The organism is Ketobacter sp., assembly GCF_003671495.1.
Classification (GTDB): Bacteria; Pseudomonadota; Gammaproteobacteria; order Pseudomonadales; family Ketobacteraceae; genus Ketobacter.
The window spans coordinates 93036-114166 of the sequence record NZ_RCHN01000007.1; the positions used below are offsets into that span (position 1 = coordinate 93036).

General features: G+C 59.7%; 19 protein-coding genes. 11 read left to right on the forward strand and 8 right to left on the reverse strand.

Features of this window, described 5'->3' with window-relative positions; all coding sequences use genetic code 11:
- Positions 1–10: 10 nt before the first annotated feature.
- The 4 genes from D9N14_RS03055 to pdsR form a co-directional block, all read right to left on the reverse strand.
- Positions 11–364: a hypothetical protein gene (locus D9N14_RS03055; protein ID WP_290576752.1), complete on the reverse strand. Its 354-nt coding sequence runs from the start codon at positions 362–364 to the stop codon at positions 11–13.
- Positions 365–496: 132 nt separating this feature from the next.
- The gene (locus tag D9N14_RS03060) at positions 497–850 is read right to left on the reverse strand and encodes a PilZ domain-containing protein (RefSeq protein ID WP_290576754.1); all 354 of its coding nucleotides are present in this window, start codon (positions 848–850) and stop codon (positions 497–499) included.
- A gap of 50 nt (positions 851–900) precedes the next feature.
- Positions 901–2931: an ATP-binding protein gene (locus D9N14_RS03065; protein WP_290576756.1), complete on the reverse strand. Its 2031-nt coding sequence runs from the start codon at positions 2929–2931 to the stop codon at positions 901–903.
- Positions 2932–2934: 3 nt separating this feature from the next.
- Complete coding sequence (pdsR, locus tag D9N14_RS03070; protein WP_290576761.1) at positions 2935–3639, reverse strand: proteobacterial dedicated sortase system response regulator; 705 nt, start codon at positions 3637–3639, stop codon at positions 2935–2937.
- A gap of 187 nt (positions 3640–3826) precedes the next feature.
- On the opposite strand from pdsR, the gene D9N14_RS03075 reads away from it, so the two are divergent.
- Positions 3827–3994 (forward strand): hypothetical protein, encoded by a 168-nt coding sequence (locus tag D9N14_RS03075; protein WP_290576763.1) that lies wholly within the window; start codon positions 3827–3829, stop codon positions 3992–3994.
- 6 nt (positions 3995–4000) lie between these two features.
- Here D9N14_RS03075 and D9N14_RS03080 read toward each other — a convergent pair whose 3' ends face one another.
- A complete protein-coding gene (locus D9N14_RS03080) occupies positions 4001–4597 on the reverse strand; it encodes a hypothetical protein (RefSeq protein ID WP_290576765.1) in 597 nt (198 codons plus the stop codon).
- Between the two features lie 231 nt (positions 4598–4828).
- Between D9N14_RS03080 and D9N14_RS03085 the strand changes: the two genes are divergently transcribed.
- The 8 genes from D9N14_RS03085 to D9N14_RS03120 all read left to right on the forward strand — a co-directional run bounded on the left by D9N14_RS03085 (position 4829) and on the right by D9N14_RS03120 (position 16336).
- On the forward strand, positions 4829–7963 hold the full coding sequence (locus tag D9N14_RS03085) for an Ig-like domain-containing protein (protein ID WP_290576767.1): 3135 nt from the start codon (positions 4829–4831) through the stop codon (positions 7961–7963).
- A gap of 10 nt (positions 7964–7973) precedes the next feature.
- Entirely contained in the window at positions 7974–8888 is a 915-nt protein-coding gene (locus D9N14_RS03090; protein WP_290576769.1) for an OmpW/AlkL family protein, read from the forward strand.
- A 107-nt stretch (positions 8889–8995) separates the two neighbouring features.
- Complete coding sequence (locus tag D9N14_RS03095; protein WP_290576771.1) at positions 8996–12001, forward strand: DUF748 domain-containing protein; 3006 nt, start codon at positions 8996–8998, stop codon at positions 11999–12001.
- A complete protein-coding gene (locus D9N14_RS03100; RefSeq protein ID WP_290576774.1) occupies positions 11998–12774 on the forward strand; it encodes an alpha/beta fold hydrolase in 777 nt (258 codons plus the stop codon). Before D9N14_RS03095 ends, D9N14_RS03100 begins: the two co-directional genes overlap by 4 nt.
- Before the next feature lie 225 nt (positions 12775–12999).
- Entirely contained in the window at positions 13000–13542 is a 543-nt protein-coding gene (locus D9N14_RS03105) for a glycoside hydrolase family 108 protein (protein WP_290576788.1), read from the forward strand.
- Complete coding sequence (locus tag D9N14_RS03110; RefSeq protein ID WP_290576790.1) at positions 13542–14162, forward strand: 3TM-type holin; 621 nt, start codon at positions 13542–13544, stop codon at positions 14160–14162. The genes D9N14_RS03105 and D9N14_RS03110 overlap by 1 nt, the downstream gene beginning before the upstream one ends.
- Before the next feature lie 26 nt (positions 14163–14188).
- A complete protein-coding gene (locus tag D9N14_RS03115) occupies positions 14189–14686 on the forward strand; it encodes a hypothetical protein (RefSeq protein ID WP_290576792.1) in 498 nt (165 codons plus the stop codon).
- A gap of 186 nt (positions 14687–14872) precedes the next feature.
- On the forward strand, positions 14873–16336 hold the full coding sequence (locus tag D9N14_RS03120; RefSeq protein WP_290576794.1) for an alpha/beta hydrolase domain-containing protein: 1464 nt from the start codon (positions 14873–14875) through the stop codon (positions 16334–16336).
- 65 nt (positions 16337–16401) lie between these two features.
- Here D9N14_RS03120 and D9N14_RS03125 read toward each other — a convergent pair whose 3' ends face one another.
- Positions 16402–17313 carry an oxygenase MpaB family protein gene (locus D9N14_RS03125; RefSeq protein WP_290576796.1) on the reverse strand — a complete coding sequence of 304 codons (912 nt, stop codon included), beginning with the start codon at positions 17311–17313 and terminating at the stop codon, positions 16402–16404.
- A gap of 79 nt (positions 17314–17392) precedes the next feature.
- Between D9N14_RS03125 and D9N14_RS03130 the strand changes: the two genes are divergently transcribed.
- Both D9N14_RS03130 and D9N14_RS03135 read left to right on the forward strand, forming a co-directional pair.
- Positions 17393–18088 (forward strand): TetR/AcrR family transcriptional regulator, encoded by a 696-nt coding sequence (locus D9N14_RS03130; protein ID WP_290576798.1) that lies wholly within the window; start codon positions 17393–17395, stop codon positions 18086–18088.
- A 16-nt stretch (positions 18089–18104) separates the two neighbouring features.
- The gene (locus D9N14_RS03135; RefSeq protein ID WP_290576800.1) at positions 18105–19034 is read left to right on the forward strand and encodes a cation diffusion facilitator family transporter; all 930 of its coding nucleotides are present in this window, start codon (positions 18105–18107) and stop codon (positions 19032–19034) included.
- Positions 19035–19064: 30 nt separating this feature from the next.
- On the opposite strand, the gene D9N14_RS03140 is transcribed toward D9N14_RS03135, so the two are convergent.
- Both D9N14_RS03140 and D9N14_RS03145 read right to left on the reverse strand, forming a co-directional pair.
- A complete protein-coding gene (locus D9N14_RS03140; RefSeq protein ID WP_290576802.1) occupies positions 19065–20099 on the reverse strand; it encodes an AraC family transcriptional regulator in 1035 nt (344 codons plus the stop codon).
- Between the two features lie 140 nt (positions 20100–20239).
- Positions 20240–21055 carry an SDR family NAD(P)-dependent oxidoreductase gene (locus tag D9N14_RS03145; RefSeq protein WP_290576804.1) on the reverse strand — a complete coding sequence of 272 codons (816 nt, stop codon included), beginning with the start codon at positions 21053–21055 and terminating at the stop codon, positions 20240–20242.
- Between the last annotated feature and the right edge of the window lie 76 nt (positions 21056–21131).

The following is a 21131-nucleotide window of genomic DNA, read 5'->3' on the forward strand; positions in this document are numbered from 1 at the left end:
GTTGGTGTGATCAGGAAGTCAAACCCAGATCCTTGCGGATGCGGGAGCAGGAGCTGCTCATGATGGAGAACAGGGACTGCTCGTCGCTTTTCACCACCACGTTTTCAATCACTTTATTGCGAATGGACAGGGTCACTGAGCACTCTTTGGCGCTCATGCCTTTTTCCCGGTCCAGATAAACCCAGACCATGGCCCCGGAACGGGTCTCGTCACGCTTGTTGGGCAGGCCCAATTTCTTTTCCACGTACTCCACCGGCTTGCCGGTCAGGTCCGTTACGATAGGATCATCCTGAGGATCAACCACAGAACTACTGCAACCGCTCAGCAGTATCCCCGCTGTGGTGAGTGCAATTAGGGTCTTCATGAAACTCCCTCTTGGTGCTTTTGTTATGGACGTTGTGAAGTGAACGCCGGGTACTTGTTGTTGTTTTGGCTATTTGATCAAAAGGAGGGGGGGTAGGCAAGCATCCCTTGCCTGCAGTTACGTTAAGCTGTGTTAACGGATACTTTCCAGCCAGCTGCTGATGGCCGGTACGGATGCCTCGTCCAGCTCAATGCCCACCAGGTAGGTGTCCCGTTCAGTGGGTTGAATCCAGCGCACGATGCCGCTGATCAGGGTACGGTCACCGGCGTCCGAATTGATCCAGAGGGCGATTTCTGCACGCTCGAGCACCGCAAAATCCAGTTCCACCTGCAGGCCGGTGTGGGAGGCATTGATGGCGTTGGCGGTAGCCGGTTCCACCATACTGATCTGGTGGGAGGAAATGGACTCGATGAAGAGCGTGTCCTCGATGGGGGAGCGGGGGGCGCTGCGGCGTTCTTCGTGGCTGGACTCATTGTGGTTGGACATAGGGCTATCTCGTTGTTTTTTTGTCTATTGTGCAGGCTTAAGCATAGACCCTAAACCGGCAGGGAGACAGAGAATTCCACCCCCCGTCCATCCGCCAGATTCGCCGCTCGCACCTGCCCGCCGTGGGCTTCGGCGATCAGGCGCACGATATATAGCCCCAGTCCCAGGTGAGGGGCGTCGCCTTTGCGGCCGCCGTCGCGGCGGGACACCAGGGAGTCGAACAGCTGTTGGCCGAGGCCCGCCGGCAGCTGCGACCCCTCATTCCGCACCCACAGCTGCCAACGCTGTTGTTGTTGCTCCAGTCCCAGGCCGATGCGGCCCCCGGCCGGGGTGAAGCTGCGGGCGTTATCCACCAGTTTGTCCAGCAGTTGTGCCATCAGCTCGGGGCTGCCTTCCACGGGTGCGCTGGGGGGGCTAATGACGCAGTAAAACTCGTGCCCGGGGTAGGTGTCCCCATAGGCGCGGGTCAGGTCCTGCAGCAGGGGCACCAGATCAAAACGGCTGCGCTCACTGTGCTGGATGGTCTGTTCCACCCGGCTTGCCTCACTCATGGCGGACAGGATCTGGCGCAGGCGTTCAATGCCTTCTTCCGCCCGCTGCAGATAGGGGGCGTTGTCCGCCTGGGTCTGGGCCAGCTCGAGGGAGGATTTGACGATGGCCAGGGGGGTACGCAGTTCGTGGGCCAGCTTGCCGTTGAGGGTTTCCAGGTAGTCCGTATAGCCCCGTACCCGCTGCAGCAGATCCTGGTAACTGCGGGAAAGGTCACCGATTTCATCGGCCCGCTGGGAGGCGGCAAAGGGCGCTACCCGGCCGTCCGGGCTGATGGCCTGCCGGGCCGCCTGATTGAGCCGGCGGATGCGCCAGGACAGGCTGCTGGCAAACAGCACCAGGATCAGGATCACCAGCACCAGCACTCCCAGAGTGAGGGTGGTGACCCGGCGCAGGGCCTCGTTGGTCAGGCTGATCAGGGCCTCCCCGGTCTGGGACAGCAGCAGGTAGCCCAGCAGGTTGCCTTCATGCAGCAGCGGCTGGCTCACCAGCAGGGCGGACTGTTGTCGCTCCGGCAGCTGGTACCAACCGGCCTGAGGCCGATGCTGGAGTTGCAGGCTGTCCAGCTGAAAGCGGTCCTGGCTGGCGCTGAGTTCTTCCTGGGCCAGGGGCCAGGGCTGCTGGCTGCCACTGGGGGTCAGCAGGTCGATCAAAAGCCGATAGAAGCGGCCCAGGCCCTGGTTGAGCAGGTTTTCCGGGTCGGTGGGGGGGGGAATGTCCACCGGGTGGGAGACCCAGTCCTGCTGTGGGGACAGGGGCCATCCCGCCGGACTCAGGACCACGGCGTCCAGCTCCTCAGTGCGCTGAGCCTGCAGCAGGGGGGCCAGAGCCGGCAGCGGCTTGAGCCAGAAATCCCCCCAGCCCCGCTCCGGTTGCAGGGTAGTGGCCACCCGCTGTGCCGGGCCGCTGGCGTCGGCCTGGTAAAATTCCAGCACCAAGTGCGAGAGCAGGTCCTGGGCCGCGACACTGAGCTCCACATTAAAGCCGTCATGGGTTTCCTGCCACCAGACCTGCATGTCCTGCATGGGGTGCAGCCTCTTTTGCTGGCGGAACCATTGTTGTGCCTGCAATTGCCCGGGGCCGCTGGTGAACAGTACCCACTGCCGCTGCACCTGGCCATCGTGGGTGGTGAAGCGCAGGTGATCGCTCCGGTCGAATTCAAGCCCGGGGTTGAAGTAGTGAATGCGGGGCGTCTTCACCTGGGCGAACAGGTACAGGCGTTCCCCGAACAGGGCCTGCTGCAAGCGGATACCGGGAGCCAGGGTGTGCACCGGGTGGCTCTGCCAGTCGTCGCCGTAGCCGTCCACCTGCACCGGTTGATAGCGGCGGGGGGTGTAAAACACAGCACCCGGCAAATTGGCGGGCAGCTCGCTGGTCTGTACCAGCTGACCCAGCACACCGGCTTGCTGCTGCAGGGCCTGGCGCTGGCTTTCCCGCAGCGCCTGTTCCATTTCCCGGGCGTAATGGCAACCGGCCCAGGGCAACAACAGGGTGGTGAGGGAAACCAGCAGCAGCTGGGTGCGCAGTCGCAAGCGTTAATCCCCCAGGCCCGGCTGATGCCAGCGGTAACCCATGCCGTATACGGTCTGGATGGCGTCGAACGCGGGGTCGATCTGGTTGAACTTGCGGCGGATGCGCTTGATGTGGGAGGTGATGGTGTTGTCGTCCAGCACCACGCTGGCGGCGTCCATCAGCTGTTGCCGGTTCTTCACGTGGCCGGGGTGTTTTACCAGGGCGTGGACGATCCAGAACTCAGTGAGGGTCAGGTCCAGGGGCTGCTCCTGCCAGCGGGCGTGGAAGCGGTCCAGGTCCATCAGCAGCGCACTGCGCTGCAGGCGGTTGTCCTCCTGGCGGGGCTGGTTCAGTGCGTCCAGGCGGCGGAACAGGGCCGTGATGCGGGCGGACAGGTGAGGCAGGCTGATGTCCTTGGTCAGGTAGTCATCGGCCCCCAGCCGCAGTCCGGAGATGGCGTCCAGCTCGCTGTCGCGGGCGGTCAGGAACAGAATCGGCAGGTGCGGGGCCATTTGCCGCAGCTCCCGGCACAGATCAAAGCCCCCTTCAATTTCATCCTGCAGACCGATGTCAATCACAGCCATGTCCGGCAGCCGCTGCCGCAATCCGGCCAGGGCGGCGGGACGGGAGTCATAGGTGCTGATGTCATAGCCCTGGCTTTGCAGGAACATTGTGTAGTTTTCGCGGATGGCGGCTTCGTCTTCGATCAGTGCAATGTGTTTGGCCATAACCTCGGTTACCCAATGGGGTTGCTGTTGCAAGGGTGGATGGCCTAAGTGTACCTCAGTCCTCCCGGGGCGGGAGTGCCTGCCACAATTCATCATAATTGATCAGTGCCTGGGCACGGGTTCGGCCTGCCCTGGCCACACCGGCGCCGTTTACTGAAGCGGAATGCAATGTCTTCAGGAGTGAATCATGAAGTGGGAAACCCGGCCGCGCTGGCGCAATGAATGGTATACCACGGTGCTGTTGCTGGCGCTGTTGGTGTTTGGATTACGGGCGCTGGATCAGCACCGCGACGTGCGGGTGGCGGTGCCAATGTGTGTGATGGAGATTGCCCCGGATCAGGACAGGCCCTGCTAAGGTCGCTCAGATGCCGTAGACGATGCTCTTCTCGCTCTTCAACAGCTCCTGCTGCTGTTGCCAGATGTATTGCCCGCTGTCCTGGTCCAGCAGTTTCAGGCTGACCCGGTAGAAGGTCTTTTTCTGCTTCGGCTCGGTGCGGATGACGTTGCTGATTTCCCCCACCAGCAAATAGTCGGCGTCCACGGCGGTGGCCAGGGATTCGCCGCTGGTGGCGTCTTCAAACAGCTGGTAGAGGCTGCCTTTCCAGCGCTCGCTTTCCTTAGCCATGGCCCCCTGGTCCGCAAAGCGGAAGCGGTTCGCCTTATTCAGTTCGTTCATCAACTGGCCATTGATGGACGCCAGATCCACTTTGTCATAGGTGAAGTTGATCAGGCCGAACACCGCCAGCTTGGGGCGGGAGCTTTTGGTGGCCTGCTGGACCTGTTCATCCGCCAGCATGGCTTCGAGCATGGCCACGGCGCTGTTGCTGATGGCGTCGTCCTTGACCTCTTTCTGGACGGTTTTGGCGGCGGGAGTGTCGTCGTATTTAACGGTATTGGTGCAACCTTGAAAAATTAGGCTAGCCAACACCAGGCTGCCCATCATGAGTGTTTTATTCATTTCCGCCCTCTGCTTATTCTTTTTGGCTCTACAACGTCCTAGTGTCTACCGATTCAGTGCTTCAATCAAGAGCGCCCGCCCTCGCTGTGCCCAATAAACTGGCGAATATTCAGCTTGTCTACCATATTTAAAGAACCTGATTTGATCAAATCTCGACCAGGGATGGTCAGGATCTTTCGCTGGCGGAGCGCCTCATAACAAGCACAAGTGAACGTAACGAGTCCCACCTTTATGAAGCAGTTTTCAATTCCCAAATTCCTGATCGGATGTACCTTGCCGGCGCTGTTGATGCTGGCCGGTTGTGGCGGCGGCGGTGGCGGTGACGCCTATGAACCGCCGGCCCTGTCCCACGGTGTGATCTTCACCTACCCTCTGGATGGCCAGACGGATGTGCCACTGGGCACGCGGTTTTATGCCACCTTCAGTCGCAATGCCAGTGCCGCGGCGGTGGCGGCCGCCTGCAGTGTGGACGGCAGCGGCAATGTCAGTGGCCACTTCTGCCTGATCGGACCCGGCAACTCGGTGGTGCCCATCGCGCCCAGTGTCAGTGGTGCGGTGGTGCAGTTCGAAACCGATCAGCTGCAGCAGGGCACCCGCTACGAGCTGTATGTCTCCAGTGCAGTGATCGGCGGCGGTGCCTCCAACCTTTCCATCAGCTCGCCCCTGGTGACCTTCCTCACCAGCCGCACCGACCCGGTACCGAGTGTGGCGCCCACGGTGACCGCCATTAACGGCGAGGACCCGGATGTCTATTCCACCATCCTGCCGTCACCCCCTGAGCCCCGCTACCCCATGATGGACTTCTCCACCATCCGGGTGGAATTCAGTGAGCCCCTGGATGAGAAAACCGTACGCATTGACGCCACCGATGTGGCCAACAGCCCCTTTGCCTTTGTCAGTGTGGACGGTGCTACCGAAACCCTGGTGCCCGGTTCGCTGGTGGTGCGCAAGCAGCACATCAGCTTTGATCCGGAGTCAGACCTGACTCCCGGCACCACCTACCGCCTGCGCCTGAACGCCGGCATCACTGACCTCAATGGTGAAACCGTGAATCCGGTGACCTTTGAGATGGTGCCCGAGGATTCCAACAGCTGCGGTTGCGTCATCACCCAGCGCTTCAATACCACGGCGGCCTTTGGTGAGGCCGGCTTTCCCCAGACGTCGCGGCTGACCGGGCGCCCGCTCAACGCCATCGACCTGTATTCGCCCCTTATCGGCAGCAATGACATCAATCTGAGGGATGCCACCCTGGAGGCGCGCCTGGCCGATCCCAGTGCCTTTGGCGGCCTGATTCCGTTTGTGATTCGCAAGGGCGCCTCGCTGCCCATCACCGGCCTGGACCTGGCGTTGGGTGGCGCGGTGCCCGCCAACCTGCAGACCGGGGACATCACCGCCAGTTTCATCACCGATGTGACCGGCTATATGGATCGCAATCCCTATCGGCCCTACAGCACCCAGGTGGATGACGCCAAGTCGCCGGTGTTTGTGTACCTGATTTTCGATCTGGCACTCACCAGTGCAGACCCCACCGGCAATGCGGTGCTGAACCAGACCATTCCCCATATCCAGGCCACCGGTACCGCCCGCATCAGCGACGGCACCCTGTACATCGAAAGCGTGCGCACTCTGGAGATGGATCTGCTGGGCCTGGATCAGGCCCCCGCTCATCTGGTGTTGGGCATCCAGTCTGACCTGGTGTCCGTGCCGGAGCCGGACCTGACCGCCCCGGTGATCACTGCGGCCTACCCCGCCAGCGGCAGTACGGATTTCCCGGTGGGGGACGAGTTGTCGCTGATCTTCAGCGAACCCATCAACAATGCCGGCGTGGACCCCCAGGATGAGATCGTGCTGACCAATGTCACCGATGGGGGAGCCGTGCCTTTCCAATTGGCCTGGGACGGCAGCACCGTGCTGCTGCAACCCAATACGCCCCTCAGCTACAACAAGCAGTACCAGATCAGCCTGGGTGCTCTGGAGGATCTGTCCGGCAATGGGCTGTCCCTGGATGTGGGGGACGCCACCGGCGGCAGCGGGGTGATCACCTTCAACACGGAAAACCCGGGTGCCACCAGTGTCGGCCCCATGGTGACCAGTATCTATAACGGTGCCGCCTGTAACCTCACCGGTGGCGACGCGAATTTTGCCGGGCGCTGCGTGGGTGGCAACTCCGGGGATGAGCGCTACCTGCCTTTCACCCTGCCGTCGGATGGTCATCTGGAAGTGTATTTCACCCAGCCCATGAATGCCTCTACCCTGGTGCTGGGCAGCGCCTGTGGCAGCGGTGCGGTGCGCATTGAAGAACTGAGTGGCGGCAGTTGTGTGGGGGTGGTGGAAGGCTCCCTGATCGCCGACACCCGCAGTTTCACGTTCACGCCCACCCAACCCTGGAGCGAAGGTACCCAATACCGGGTAACTCTGGTACCGGGGGGCAATACCAGCTGTGATGCCGGGGAAATCTGCGGCAGCAACGGGCGCCCCTTGAATCCCGACCCCCTCAATGGTGGCCGGTCCGGGGACGCCGGTGGCGGCAACATCGTCAACACCTTCACCGCCGTGGCGGCCAACAACGATGTCTTTTTGCCCCTGCAGTTACAGCCCTACACCGACCTCAACGGCAATGGTTTTGTGGACGGCAGCGAAACCGGGCACAGCGAGAACAGTGCCGGGGTGGTGATTGTGCCCCTGGACCTGGACGGCATCACCAACGGCATCATTACCCGCGCTGAGTTCCTGGATCAGCCCGGCGGCAGCGTGATTCCCCAGGCCAACATCTACCTCAGCGGTGCCTTGCCGGTCACCGTGGGGGAACCGGAACCCCTCGCCATTGATGGTGCTCTCTGGGGCATGACCTTGACCGGCGACAGCCAGATTCCGGTGCAGGTGCATCCCGGCATCCTGTATGGCACCTCCATTACCATGGATTCCTCCGCCCGGGTGCTGGGGATTACCATTCCCATCGCCGATGTGGAAACCGGGCTCAGCATCCTGCGCCTGCGGCAATCCGGTGGCGAGCCGGTGACCGGTTACATTGTGCAGGAGGCGGGGGAGGACCAGCCCCAGTTTATTGCCCAGCTCGACCTGTATATGGATGCCCCGGACATGGAGATCGAGGTGGATATTCCATTACTGGGCGGCCTGATTGCAGTGAATCACAACCTGCACAGCCTGCCGCTGACGGCCATCGTGAAGGGACCCATTACCTTCCTGGAGGACGGCCGCATCCTGATCGAACAAATAAATGTCGGCGCCATCGAACTGGTGATCAACGTCTCCTCCATCGCGGGCAACGGCGCCATCAAGATGGCCATTGAGGCCAACGCCATGCAGTTGCGATTAATCGGTAACCCACTCAAAGGCCGCAAATAAGGAGGCGAGCATGAATAGGTTAATGTCACCCGCCTGTTTGGCGGTAATGTTGGCGGCCATCAGCAGTGGCCCGGTGGTGGCGGCCGTAGAGCAACCGGTTGCGGACCAGAGTGAAGGCCAGATTGAGGACCAGGCCAATTACTGGGACCGTTTTAAAACCAAGACGCTGGGTCTGGAAGCGGGTGCCAAACCCTTCTATTTGCGGGCCGGATACACCTCGTTGCAACCGGATTCCTCCAGCGACGAGGTGAGCCTGGACGTGCCCTCGGATTCGCCCACCACGTTGGCCATCAGCAGCGGCCCTATTGAGGGCTCCGGGGCATCGGTGAATCCGGTGAGCTTCCCCTCGGCCATTGTAGGTTATCGCCTGCCCTGGGATCGGGGCCAGTGGTCCATCGAAACCATCCTGGCGCTGCCCTTTACGGTGGAGTTTGAGGCGGAAGGGACCCTCAAGGACGAATCCATCGCCCCCTATGCCCTGGGCAATATACCCACCGGGGTGGAGCCACTGGGCTCCGAGTTCGGGGAAAGCAAGGTGTTGCCGCCGGTGGTGACGGTGGTTTATCGCTTTCTGATGGACAAACCCCTGCGACCCTACATCGGCGGCGGCCTGTCTTATATGATCACCTACGATGCCGAGGTTACCAATCCGGTGCTGACGGCGGTGGGGGAGCCGGAACTGGAGATCGACGATGTGCTCGGTTATGTGGTGCAGGGGGGGGTGGAGTACAACTTCTATAAGGACTGGTGGGTGAACTTTGATGTGAAGTTCATCGGCGGCCTGGAAGCCGAAGCCACGGTGAAAAATATCTGGGTGGAGACGCCGGACCTGCCCACCTACAGTCCGGCGGAAGTGGGGGATGCCAGTGTCAATGTGACGGTGGACCCCTGGGTGTATCACATTGGTGTGGGGTTCGACTTCTGACCGGGAAACTAACCTGTCACGACTCCGCATCATAAATCAGTATAATGGGCACAGTTTCTATTCGATTCTGTAGCAAGCCATCCCCGTGATACAAGGAAGCTGTGCCCGTGACCACCCTGACCGCCCGTCTCAAGCAACTCAGCTGGAAACACCTCAGCTGGCAACAGTGGACGCTCGTCGCCCTGGTTCTGTTCTACCTGCTCTACATCGCGCTGTCCTACCTGTACCTGCCGGGCAAGCTCAAGCAGGTGGTGGAAACCGACGTGGCGCAACAGGTGGGGCGCGACATTACGGTGGAGCGCTTTGAGTACAACCCCTTCGATTTGTCGCTGCGGGTGTTCGGCCTCTACGTACCGGATAAACCGGATGCGCCTTTGCTGGCCTGGGACCAGTTCTATGTGAATTTCACCCCCTGGGGCTCCCTGTTCGGTTGGGAAATCAAACTGGAAGCCGTGCAGTTGGACAAGCCGGTGGTGAATCTGGATAAAACCGGTGACCGCTTCAATTTCAGTGACATTCTGGAACGGTTCGCGGCGACTGAAGACAGCGAGGAGCAGACGGCGGAGGAAGCGGCGTCCGCGGACAGCACCGGTATTGCCCTGGAAATTTCCCGCACCGCCATCAATGACGGGTTCTTTCGTTTCACGGACTTCAGTGGCGCGCAGCCGGCTCGCAGCGAAATGGATAACGTCACCATTGAACTCTCTGACCTTTACCTGGCTACCGGTGATGAACACCTGAACCCGTTCAATATCACCGCCGCCATTCCCGGTGGTGGAGCCCTGAAAATGGCGGGCCAGTATCGGGTGGATCCCCTGCTGGTGGAAACGGAACTGGATGCCAGTGGTGTGGAGCTGAAGGAGTTCAGTGACTTTGTCACCAACGTGATTCCCATCAAAGTGGCGGATGGCCAGTTGGCGCTGAACGGCGCGCTGGCAGTACAACAGCAAGGCGAAGAGGTGGCGGTGACCGCCAGGCTTGAGCAACTGAGCGTGACCGATCTGGCGCTGGATGATCGCACTCTGGACCCACCCATGGCCCGGGTCTCCGCCATCACCCTTGGCGGAGTGGAATTCGATTTGCTGCAACAACGCCTGACGATCGCCAGTGTACGGGTGGACGGCCCGGTGCTGCATCAGTGGCTGGATGAAAACGGCAAGCCCCGCTTTGAGCACCTGCTGGTGCAGGAAGTGGTGGAGGAAAATATCGAGCAGCAGGCACCCGCGCATCAGCAGGAGGAAAGCGCGCCCTGGAGCGTGGTGGTGAACAGCCTGGCGTTGGCCGAGGGCGAGTTTTATTTCTCCGACAAGAACCCGGGCATCACCCAGAGTCACAGCGTTACCGCCCTGACTGTGGAGCTGCAGAACCTGACCCTCACCGAAGGGGAAACCGTACCGGTGTCCGTGAGCGCACGTCTGGACCAGCAGGGGGAATTAACGGTGGAGGGCAGCATGACCCTGGTGCCGTTCAAAATGCAGCTGAACTACGGGCTGGCGAACCTGCCGTTGCCAGCGTTCTCCGAATACGTTGAGCTGGGAACCTATTTGCGCATCGAGAAAGGTGCGTTGCAGTTGGAAGGCAATATCGCCCTGGATACTGAGGGTGACATGCCCATCCAGTCGCAACTGGCGCTGACGGTGGACGGGTTTCAGGCGGAGGATACCCGCACCGGCAAGCCGGTGGTGCAGTTTAAACAACTGCAATTGCAGGACATGAATCTGGATACCCAGGCCCGCAATGTGCAGGTGGGCGGCCTGGTGCTGACGGAGCCCAACCTGCTGCTGGCGATCGACGCGGAAAAGCAAATGAACTGGGCCACCATCACCAAGCCTGCAACCTCGGGGAGTGGAGAGGCTTCGACCGAAGACACCGCGCCGGACACCAACGAATCCAACCCGGACTGGCAGTACCGCATTACCAAGGTGGAAATCCTCAACGGCCTGACCCGGTTTGAAGACCGCAGTCTGTCACCGGTATTCAAAACCGGCCTGCACAATCTGGATTTCAAGCTGGACACCGTGGCCAGCGACGGTACACAGCCGGTGCCGTTTTTCCTCACCAGTAAAATTGATCGTTATGCGCCGTTCAGTGTGAAAGGCACCCTGGACCCCATTGCCCAGCAGCCGGGATTTGAATTCAAAAGTACTTTGAAGGGTTTGGAAATGCCGGCGCTGTCACCCTATTCCGCCCAGTTCATTGCCTACAACCTGCAAAGCGGAAAACTGAACCTGGATCTGGATTACTCGCTGCATAACAGCAAGCTCAAGGGTGGCAACAAACTGGTGGCGGATCAACTGTACCTGGGGGAGGAAGTGCCCAATGATGAGGCCATCGATGCGCCGGTGGCACTGGGTCTGGCCTTGTTGCGCGACGTGAACGGTGTGATTGACCTGGATGTGGGTGTGGCCGGCGATCTGGACGATCCCGGTTTCAATGTGTCCGGGATTATTCTGAAAGCCTTTATTAATGTGCTGGTGAAAGCCGCGACCTCGCCATTCCAGTTGTTGGGGTCTCTGGTGGGCAGCGGTGAGGACATGGGGGCCATTGATTTTGATGCCGGCTTTGCCACGCTCACGGCCGAAAATCAGACGCGCCTGGAGCAATTGGTGGAAGCCCTGGCTCAGCGCCCGCAGTTGGTGGTGACGTTCAGTGGGGCTGCCTCCCCGCAGGAGGATACGCCCATGCTGAAGAAACTGCGCATCCAGGAGCGGGTGGCTGAGGTCCGTAAAATGTCCCTGGAGGAGTTGCGGGAAGAAGCCGGTGATCAGGACTGGTGGACTGTACGGGCCAACCGCCGGGCCATCGAAAACCTCAATGACGAGTTGAAGCTGGCGGATGAGTCCGCGCGGGAGGATGCGTTGCAGGCCGCGCAACCGGACTTGAAAGGCGATGCGCTGGAGGCCGCCGTGTACCAGGGGATGTACGAGGACGTGGCGGCACAGCAGAACATCACCAATACCGACCTGTTGGCGCTGGCGGATCGCCGGGCCCTGGCCATCAAGCAGCATCTGGTGGATGTGTTGCAACTGGATCACGCGCGGGTCACCGTGAGCAAAAGCCGCAGTGGGGATTTAAAGGGGCGGGTGGTGAATCTGGGGCTGGATGCACGATGAGCGGAAGCCTCCATGTGAGCGGGGATTGGGTGTTGCTGCGGGGGCTGGTGCGCCAGCAGAAACACTGGGAACAGTTTCCGGCGCGCTTTGCTGAAGCCTTTCCAGAGGCCCGGGTTCACACCCTGGATCTGCCGGGCAACGGTGTCCTTTGTGATCGCCCCAGTCCGCTGACCGTGCGGGAGATGATGGAATCGGCCCGGCAGCAACTGCAGGTGCGTGGAATCATGGGGCCGGTGAACCTGCTGGCCATTTCCCTGGGGGGCATGGTGGCCATCGAATGGATGCACCGTCACCGCCAGCAGGTCACCAGCGCCGTCATCATCAATTCCTCCCTGCGCGACGCCGGCACCCTGTTTGATCGACTGCAGCCGGCCAACTACCCGGCCATCCTGAAAAACCTGCTGCTGCAGCGTGACCCGTATTCCCGGGAAAAACTGATCCTGGACATCTCCAGTAACCTCTATCCCCACAAAGCCGCGTTGGCGCGCAAGTGGACAGAATACGCCACCACCCACCCCACCCGTCGCCGCAATGCCCTGCGCCAGTTGCTGGCGGCAGCGCGCTATGCGGCCCCACGGCGGCGCCCCCACGATCGTGTACTGGTGCTGAACAGTGCCCGCGATCGCCTGGTGAATCCGGTGTGTTCTGAGCGCATGGCCCGGCGCTGGGATTGGCCCCTGCGCACCCATCCCCGGGCTGGCCACGATCTGCCGCTGGACGACGGCCCCTGGATTCTGCAGCAGATCCGGCACTGGCTGACCGACACTGCCTGAAATTCCACCGAAAGTTTGCCATAACGGGTAAAAAATCACGTTCCGGTTGTGATGTCGCCGACTTGGCGCATCGCAATGGCTCCTCTATGCTGATGAACGTGTCAGAGCTTGATGCCGTGATCTGCCCGCAATACGGTTCTTTGTTGTCTGCACAGGGATTGCGCAGAATCCCTGCCAGTTAAGTCATCGTCCACCTGTGGAAAATGCTCTTGATAGGGAAGCCAGATGAACATGATTGAAGACATGATCGATGCTGTCCTGATACGCGAAGGCGGCTACGTCGATCACCCCGCAGACCGCGGCGGTCCCACCAATTTTGGTATCACCCAGAAAACCCTCTCCCGTTATTATGGCCGCGCTGCCACCGTCGATGAAGTTAAACACCTGTCCCGGGAAGTGGCCGAGGAAATCTATCGGCGCAATTACTACAAAGGTCCCGGCATTGATACGCTGCCGGACCTGATCCAGCCATTTATTTTCGACTCCGCCGTCAATCATGGTCCGCGGCGTGCCATCAAGTTTTTACAGAACGTGTGCAACCAGGCCGGTTATCGCCCCCTGCTGTCGGTGGATGGCGCAGTGGGCCCCAATACCCGCCGCGGTGCGGAGTGGGCGTTACGGGAAATGGGCACCGTATTGTTGGATGCCCTGATCGAGGAACGACGCAATTTTTACCTGTTGATTGTGGAAGCCAATCCTTCACAGCGGGTATTCCTCAAAGGTTGGATGAACCGGGTGAACGAATTCAGTGATCAGGAGATAGTGTGATGGCATGGTGGAGCGCGATAGGCGATATATTTACCGGCGGCAAGCAGGTGGCGGAAGTCTTTGTGGAAAACAAGGAAGCCAAGGGGCAGCGACAACACGACGAAAAAATTGCCGACATTGGTCGGGACATGGCGTCTCTTAACCAGTTTGCCGCGGAATTCCAGGGGCGGCAGAAAGGTGGCTCTTGGGATTCCTTTGTGGATGGACTGAACCGACTGCCCCGACCGTTGCTGACGTTCGCCATCATCAGCTTCTTTGTGTTGGCGCCACTGTTCCCTGAGCGCTTTTTTCAGATTGCCAAAGCCTATGAGGTGATGCCGCCAGGGTATTGGGCGCTGCTCAGCGTGATCATCGGATTCTATTTTGGCGGTCGTATGCAACTCAAGTCGCAGGATTTCACCATCAAAAAATCCGCCGTGGTGACCGCTGCCAAGGAGCTGGTGGCGATCAAGAAAGAGTTCCGCCAGATTGAAGATGAGCTGGAGCCCATGGAATCCAAAATCTATGACATTGCGGTGATGGAAGGTAAGAAAACACCGAAAAACAAAGTGGTGGAGCAATGGCTGAAAGGGCGCAAAAGCGCGGCGCCTGATCGTAGCGGTGAGTTGGTTGGGGGGTGATGATGGCTGGTTTGAAGACACCCAGAGTGGCCGTTGCGGCGGTTGATGATGGGGCACTCCGAACGGTGGGGTACTTGGCTAAGGTGTCCGGGTTTGAAGGGGATGCGGTTATTGTAAGGCCCAAGGTTACCAAGAATGATGGAGTCAAAACCGTTTGGTGCAAAGTGTCTTGTGATCGTTATCGCGATGCCTATGTGGCCGCCACCGGGCAAAAAGAAGGTGAGGGTATTCAGCCTCTGGATGATAACAACAATGTGTTTGCGTATTGTGCAGATGTGGATCACGTTTACCCGCGGAGCTGGGCCAGGCAGAACGGTTATGATGACTATTGGTTGATGTTGTACCCGGTCATGGGGAACGTCAATCGCAGTGCCGGTGCCAGTATCGAGAAAAACGGGTTCAAGCACTATTCCTCGCGGCAAGTTCCGGCCCATGGCATTATTTGGGCGGTGGATTATCAAATCATGAAAATGTTGAATCACCCGGTCTATGAAGAGAAAGCAGCGGTCAAATTGTTTAAGTGACGCCGGAGAGTGGGCTTGCTGTTTTTGCCCGCTGCCGGTTGCGCGAAGCCTTCCACTCAAGTAACAATGATGCGGCTAGTGGCATCGCCTTCTGTTTGTTCAATATTTTGAAGCTGCCTGCGTTCAGCGCGATATAAAAAAACAACAAAATAAAACAGCAAAATATAAAAACAAAAGGACCCTGTTATGCGATTGCCCAATGCGCTGACCCCTCTGTGCGGCTGGCTTGTCCGGCTGTTGTGCGTTATCCCGTGCGTTATCCTGTGCTTGTTGCCCGCTCCGCTGCTGGCCGCGGTGCCGGATGCGGTGCTGACGCCAATCCCTCACGACGCCGGAATCAAACAACGCCCTTTCATCACCTCAACCCTGGATCTGGCGGCCTACGGTTACCTGGAAGAGGAATTCATCATGTCCGGTACCGGGCACTACTATGAAGCGGATGGGCGTTGGCGGAGGGATGGCCAGTGGAATGTGGCCATCAAAGCGGAGCGGGATTATGCCACCCGCTTATTGGTGCGACGCCCGGCAGACCCAGAACAATTCAATGGCATCGTGGTGGTGGAGTGGTTCAACAATACCGCCTTCATGGATGTGGATGTGATCTGGGCCCAATCCCACGATGAGCTGTTGCGGGAAGGCTATGCCTGGGTGGGGGTCAGTGCGCAGTTTTTCGGGGTCAACATGTTGAAGTCCTGGGATCGGGAACGTTACGGCACATTGCGGCTGCCCAACGATGGGCTTTCCTACGATATTTTTTCCCAGGCCGGGCGTGCGGTAAAACAACAATCGGCGCAGCTGCTGGGCGGCCTGACGGTGAGCGGCGTTATCGGCGCTGGGGAGTCGCAGTCGGCCATTCGTTTAACCACCTATGTGAATGCGTTCCAAGCGGACGCGGTGGACGTGTATGACGCCATGCTGCTGTATTCCCGTTTTTTCTCAGCGGCGCCGCTGCAGGCGGGTATCACCCTGGCCGCGCCGTCGCGGGCTTTTATCCGTGACGACAATCAGCTGAAAATTCTGCAATTTGAAACGGAGCAGGATGTGTTTATGTTCCTGTTCCGCCTGGTGCGTCAGGACGACACGGACTTTTTGCGCAGTTGGGAATTGCCCGGCGCTTCTCACTACGATGAGTACGGTGTCAGTACCTTGTTGCCGCAATACCAGCGGGATTTTCCTGCCCTGTCGAATATTGCCCTGGATTGCCGCAATGACCTGAACCAGGTGCCCCAGCATTATGTGGTGAACGCGGCACTGTCCCATTTGCGGCGCTGGGTGTTGACCGGGGAGGCGCCACCGCAGTCACCCCGTATCGAATACCAGCGCTGGCAGGTGGTGCGTGATGATCATGGCAACGCCACCGGTGGTATTCGCTTGCCGGAGCTGGAGGTGCCCACTGCCACCCACAACTACGCCAATTACGGTGCGCTGGGCAGCGCCGGCAATGTTCTGGTGAATTCCTTTGCTTGCCCGTTTCTGGGGAACACGGTGCCCTTTACGCAGGAGAAATTAAAGACGCTCTATCCCAGTCGGCAGGATTACGTGACGCAATACGTTGCCGCGGCGGACGCAGCACGGGCAGCCGGGTTTCTGTTGGCGGCGGATTACGAAGAGGCGGTGGCGAAAGCCCGGGCGTTTGATTTGCCCTGGTGAGTTCAGATGGGATGGTGCAGGACCCGTCCCTGGGTCACAGATTGCAACTGGCGATGGGCAGGTGCTCAGCGCAGGGGCAGGCCCTTGTTCAGGCGGCGGCGGAAATCCCACATCAAAGCCAGTCCCGGCAGCTGACGCAGGCGTCGGGGCATGGCGTTGTTGACGGTGGCCAGTACCTTGATGACGCGCTGGAAGCGGCGCTGCTCTTTTGGCCCCCAGGGCAGGTCCATTTGCGCCCGGATTTTCGGATGCAGGAAGCCGGTGGTCATCAGTTTGGCGAAACCGCCCAGGGTTTTGTGGGTGATGGGGCTCAGGAAGCTCAGGTCCACCAGCTGCATCAGCCAGTTTTTAACGTCGTCCGGGATCACCAGGGTGTCCAGGGTTTCGTTCCAGTAGACCCAGAAGGCATCAATGTCTTCGGGCCACATGTCGGGGCGCACCTGCAGGGTGGTGCCCAGCGGTTTGGCGAATTCATAGAAGCGGGCCTGGTCGGCTTTTGACATGGGGCCACGCAGTTTTTCATAAACATCAATGTGACCCCAGAACAGGCAGGCGGCAACCCATAATTGCAGGTTGGGGTCCAGTCCCCGGTATTTGATGGGGGAGGATTCCGTGGAGGTCACCTGGGCGTGGGCTTCGTTAATGGCACGACGATAGGCCAGTTTTTCTTCGGAGGTGCCATAAAAGGCGACCGACAGGTAGCTCAGGGTGGTGCGGGCGCGCTTGATGGGGTGCAGCAGGATGGAGCCGGATTCCACCCGGCTTTCCATAACGCCGTGGCCAACACCGGGGTAAGCCAGTTGCATAATAGTGTTGGCGGGGCCGCTGAGCAGGCCGATGCTGTCGATGCAGCCGGGGATCGCGCGGTCCAGTTCTGCGGCGGAGTGCTCTTCCCACTGGCTCTGAATAGGCTGTTTCTTGCTGCCGGATTCCGGCGTCTCGAGGGCGTTTTCCAGTTTTCGTGCGGCAGAATTCATAATCTTGCTCACTGTTATGACGGTTTAGGGTATCCTAAACCAAGCATATATTCAGAAAAACTCGGATATTGAAGGGTGGGTGAGAGCACACTTGAGCAAGAAGCAAACACTTGATTTACAATATAAAAAAGAGCCAAAACAGGCCCGTGCCAAGGCCACTTGTCACGCCATAATCCAAGCAAGTGCTCAGGTTTTGGAGGAGGAGGGCTACGCCGGTTTGACCACCAACGGCATTGCGGAGCGGGCCGGGGTCAGCATCGGCTCGGTGTATGAGTACTTTCCCGGCAAGGAGGCCATTGTGGCGGCGGTGGCCACCCGGCTGGTGGAAAGCATGCTGGCGAAGATGCAGGCGGCCCTGCAGCACGCCGAGACCCTGGCGCTGGAAGAGGCCATGCGTACCTGGATCTACAGCCTGTACGGCATCTCGCGGGAGGAGCACCGGCTGTTGAAGGTGTTGTTGTTCCAGGTGCCGTTTATCTATCAGGTGCCGGCGGTGGCGGGCATGCGCACGGAGTTGTTCCGGCTGGCGCTGGTGGGGGCCAGCAAGACCCGGGAGCAATACCTGATCCAGCTGTCGCGGGAATCCCTCTATCTGATCACCACCATGACCGGTGCCACCCTGTTGCAGATGGCGTTGATGCCGCCCCCCGGCCTGAATCTGAATGCAGTGCTGGACGAGTTGACGCAGAAGATGTTGCAGTGGTTGTATCAGGTACGGGATGAAAACAGCGCCCAGGCCAGTCCGTCCCTGGGCCAGGATTCCACGGTTTCTTGATCGAAAAGGGTTCGAAATGCATTCACATGGGCACCATCACCATCATGGCCATAACCACGGCCATCATCATACCGGCCAGGACAGCAGTGACCGGCGTATTGGCATCGCCTTTTTCCTTAACCTGATCTTTGCAGTGATAGAGTTTGTGGGGGGCTGGCTCACCAACAGCACCGCCATTATGGCGGATGCGGTGCACGATCTGGGGGACAGCCTGTCCATCGGCAGTGCCTGGTTGCTCAACCGCATGGGCAAGCGTTCGGCGGATGATGAATTCACCTATGGCTACCAGCGCTTGTCCCTGTTTGGCGCGTTGCTCAATGGGGTGGTGCTGGTGGCCGGGTCCATCTGGGTCTTGAGCGAGGCATTGCCCCGCCTGATGGACCCGGTGATGCCAGTGACCGAAGGCATGCTGGCCCTGGCGGTGCTGGGGGTGGCGGTGAACGGGTACGCCGCGTATCGGCTCAGTGCCGGCACCACCCTCAACGAGCGGGTGCTGAACTGGCACCTGATGGAGGATGTGTTCGGCTGGGTGGCGGTGCTGGTGGTGGCGCTGGTGATGCAGTTTGTGGACTGGCCGATCCTCGATCCGTTGCTGTCCATCGTCTTCACCCTGTTTATTCTGCTGAACGTGGCGCGTTTGCTGTGGAGCACCGGCAAACTGTTTTTCCAGGCGGTGCCGGATGCGGCGCTGTTGACCCGGGTGCGGGAGACCTTGGTGGCCACTGCCGGGGTGGACAGCGCCCATCACCTGCATCTGTGGTCCCTGGACGGTGAGCACCACGTCCTCACCGCGCACCTGGTGCTGGCGGACAGCGTCAGTGTCGCCGCGCAGTTGCAATTGAAGGCGCTGCTTGCGGAGCGGCTGGCACAGTTCAATCTGGCCTACACCACGCTGGAGTTTGAGTTTGCCGACGAAGCCTGTCGCGACCAGGCTGGTAAAACCTGACCAGACGGAGCCGGTTACCATGAATTGGGCTCAGGAATTATCACGGGTTTGCCGATACTGGCTGGGGGTCTGGCCGGTCCACTGCCGAAAGGCCCGGGTAAAGTTGGCCGGGTCCTGGTAGCCCAGCAGGGTGGCCACCCGCTGGATCTCCAGATTGCGATCGTCCAGCAGTTGGATGGCGTCCCGGCGCTTGGCCTCTTCCAACAGAGCTTTGAAGTGAGTGCCTTCCTCCTCCAGTTTGCGGCGCAGGGTGCGGGCGGTCATGTTCAGGCGCTGGCTGATGTCCTCCAGGGTGGCGTAGCCTTCCGGACCATAGACCATTTCCTGCCGCACTTTTTCCCGCAGCACATAACCGCTGTCGTTGAGGAGGGCTTCTTCCCGCTGGCATTGCTGGATGGCGAACTGTAAACCGGTGGGGTTGTGCATGGGCAAGCGCTTCTGCATGAGCTCGGTACGAAAACGGAACTGATTGGCGGGCATATCAAAGTGTACGTTGCCCAGCAGCGCGCGGATTTTGTCGGCATAGGCGGGTGGCGGGCGCTGGAACCAGATTTCCATGTCCTCCTCCCGGGCAGCCACCAGCAGTTGAAAGCCGCGGTGAAAGCTGGCCATGGTGGATTCATAGCTGAGATGGTCCAGCGGCGCTGGCAGTGGGAATACATGGTTCAGATCCAGCACACATTGGGGCGCTTCGGTGCTGAGGGACACGTTGACCGCACGCCCCAGCAGATTCCAATAGCGGATTAACAGGCTGGCCGCCTGTTCCAGGGTTTCGCTGCAGAGTAAGGCATAACCCAGGTTGCCATAGGCGGTGGGGGGCAGGCGCAGGCCGATGTCCACCCCCAGGCTGTCGTCTCCCAGGGCCTGGATGATGGCGTTCACCAGATCCCGCAACTGCAGAAACGACAACTCCGGGTGGGGCTGCTGGGGCAGGGTGGCGGGTAATCCGGCCCGGGACAGCACCATGGCAACCTCCAGGCCCTGGGCCTGGGCGTATTCCAGATACACCCGGGGAAACAGGGCGGGAACCGGCTGTTGTTCCCAGTTGTGCTTGCGTTTGGTCATGTTCTTATTGTCGTTATTCAGTGTCTGGATGCAGTTTGATCACTGTAACAGCAGCGCAGGCGCAGTCCTATGGCCTCTGATGACAAGCAAGGCCAGGTTCCGGCGCCTACCCACAACGAACGAGCAACAAGGCCGTGGGTTCATTCCCGCAGCATGATGCGGCCCACCAGGTTGGAGAAACCCTGGGGAAAGGTGCGGGTCAGCAAGTCCAGCACATAGGCGTCCTTACCCACCAGCAGACGCTCTTTGTTTTTGAGGATGCCGTTGATGATGATGCGGGCGGCCTGGTCGGCGGTGGTGCCGGCGATTTTCTCAAAGCGGGCGGCAGCCTGTTCCTTGCTGAGCTTGGGGGAGAGGGGTTTGACGATGCGGCTGTTGCGAACGATGTTGGTTTTGATGCCGCCGGGGTGCACGGAGGTGATGTGGATGTTGCTGTCGCGCAGTTCCTGGATCAGGGTTTGGTTCAAGGCTTTCACCGCGTGCTTGGCGCAGTTGTAAGGGCCGTTGCTGGGAAACGGAAAAAATCCGTTCACACTGGATATGTTGACGATGTGACCTTCCGGCCGCTGGCGCAGGTAAGGCAGGAACGCTTTGGTGCCATACAGCACGCCATAAAACACAATATCGAAAACCCAGTTGAAGTCGTCGTAGTTGAGATCCTCAATCAACCCCTGTGAAGCCACCCCTGCGTTGTTGATGATCACATCCACACCGCCATGGGTTTGCACCACGGCTTCTGCCCACTGATACACCTGCTCTTTGTTCGCCACATCCACGGCATGGGTGGAGACCCGGGTGCCGGCGGGCAGGCTGTCGACGGTTTCCTGCAAGCCCGCTGCATTCACATCCGCCAGGGCGAGAATGGCCCCTTTCGCCGCCAGTTCCTGGGCCAGGGCGCGACCGATGCCGGAGGCGGCACCGGTGAGGGCCACCACTTTTTGGTTCAGTGATTTCATGCTCTTTTCCTGTCTGTTTTGTTATGCCGTCGTACTTTAAAGACAGATGGCGCGCCAGAACAGGGGGTGAGCGGAC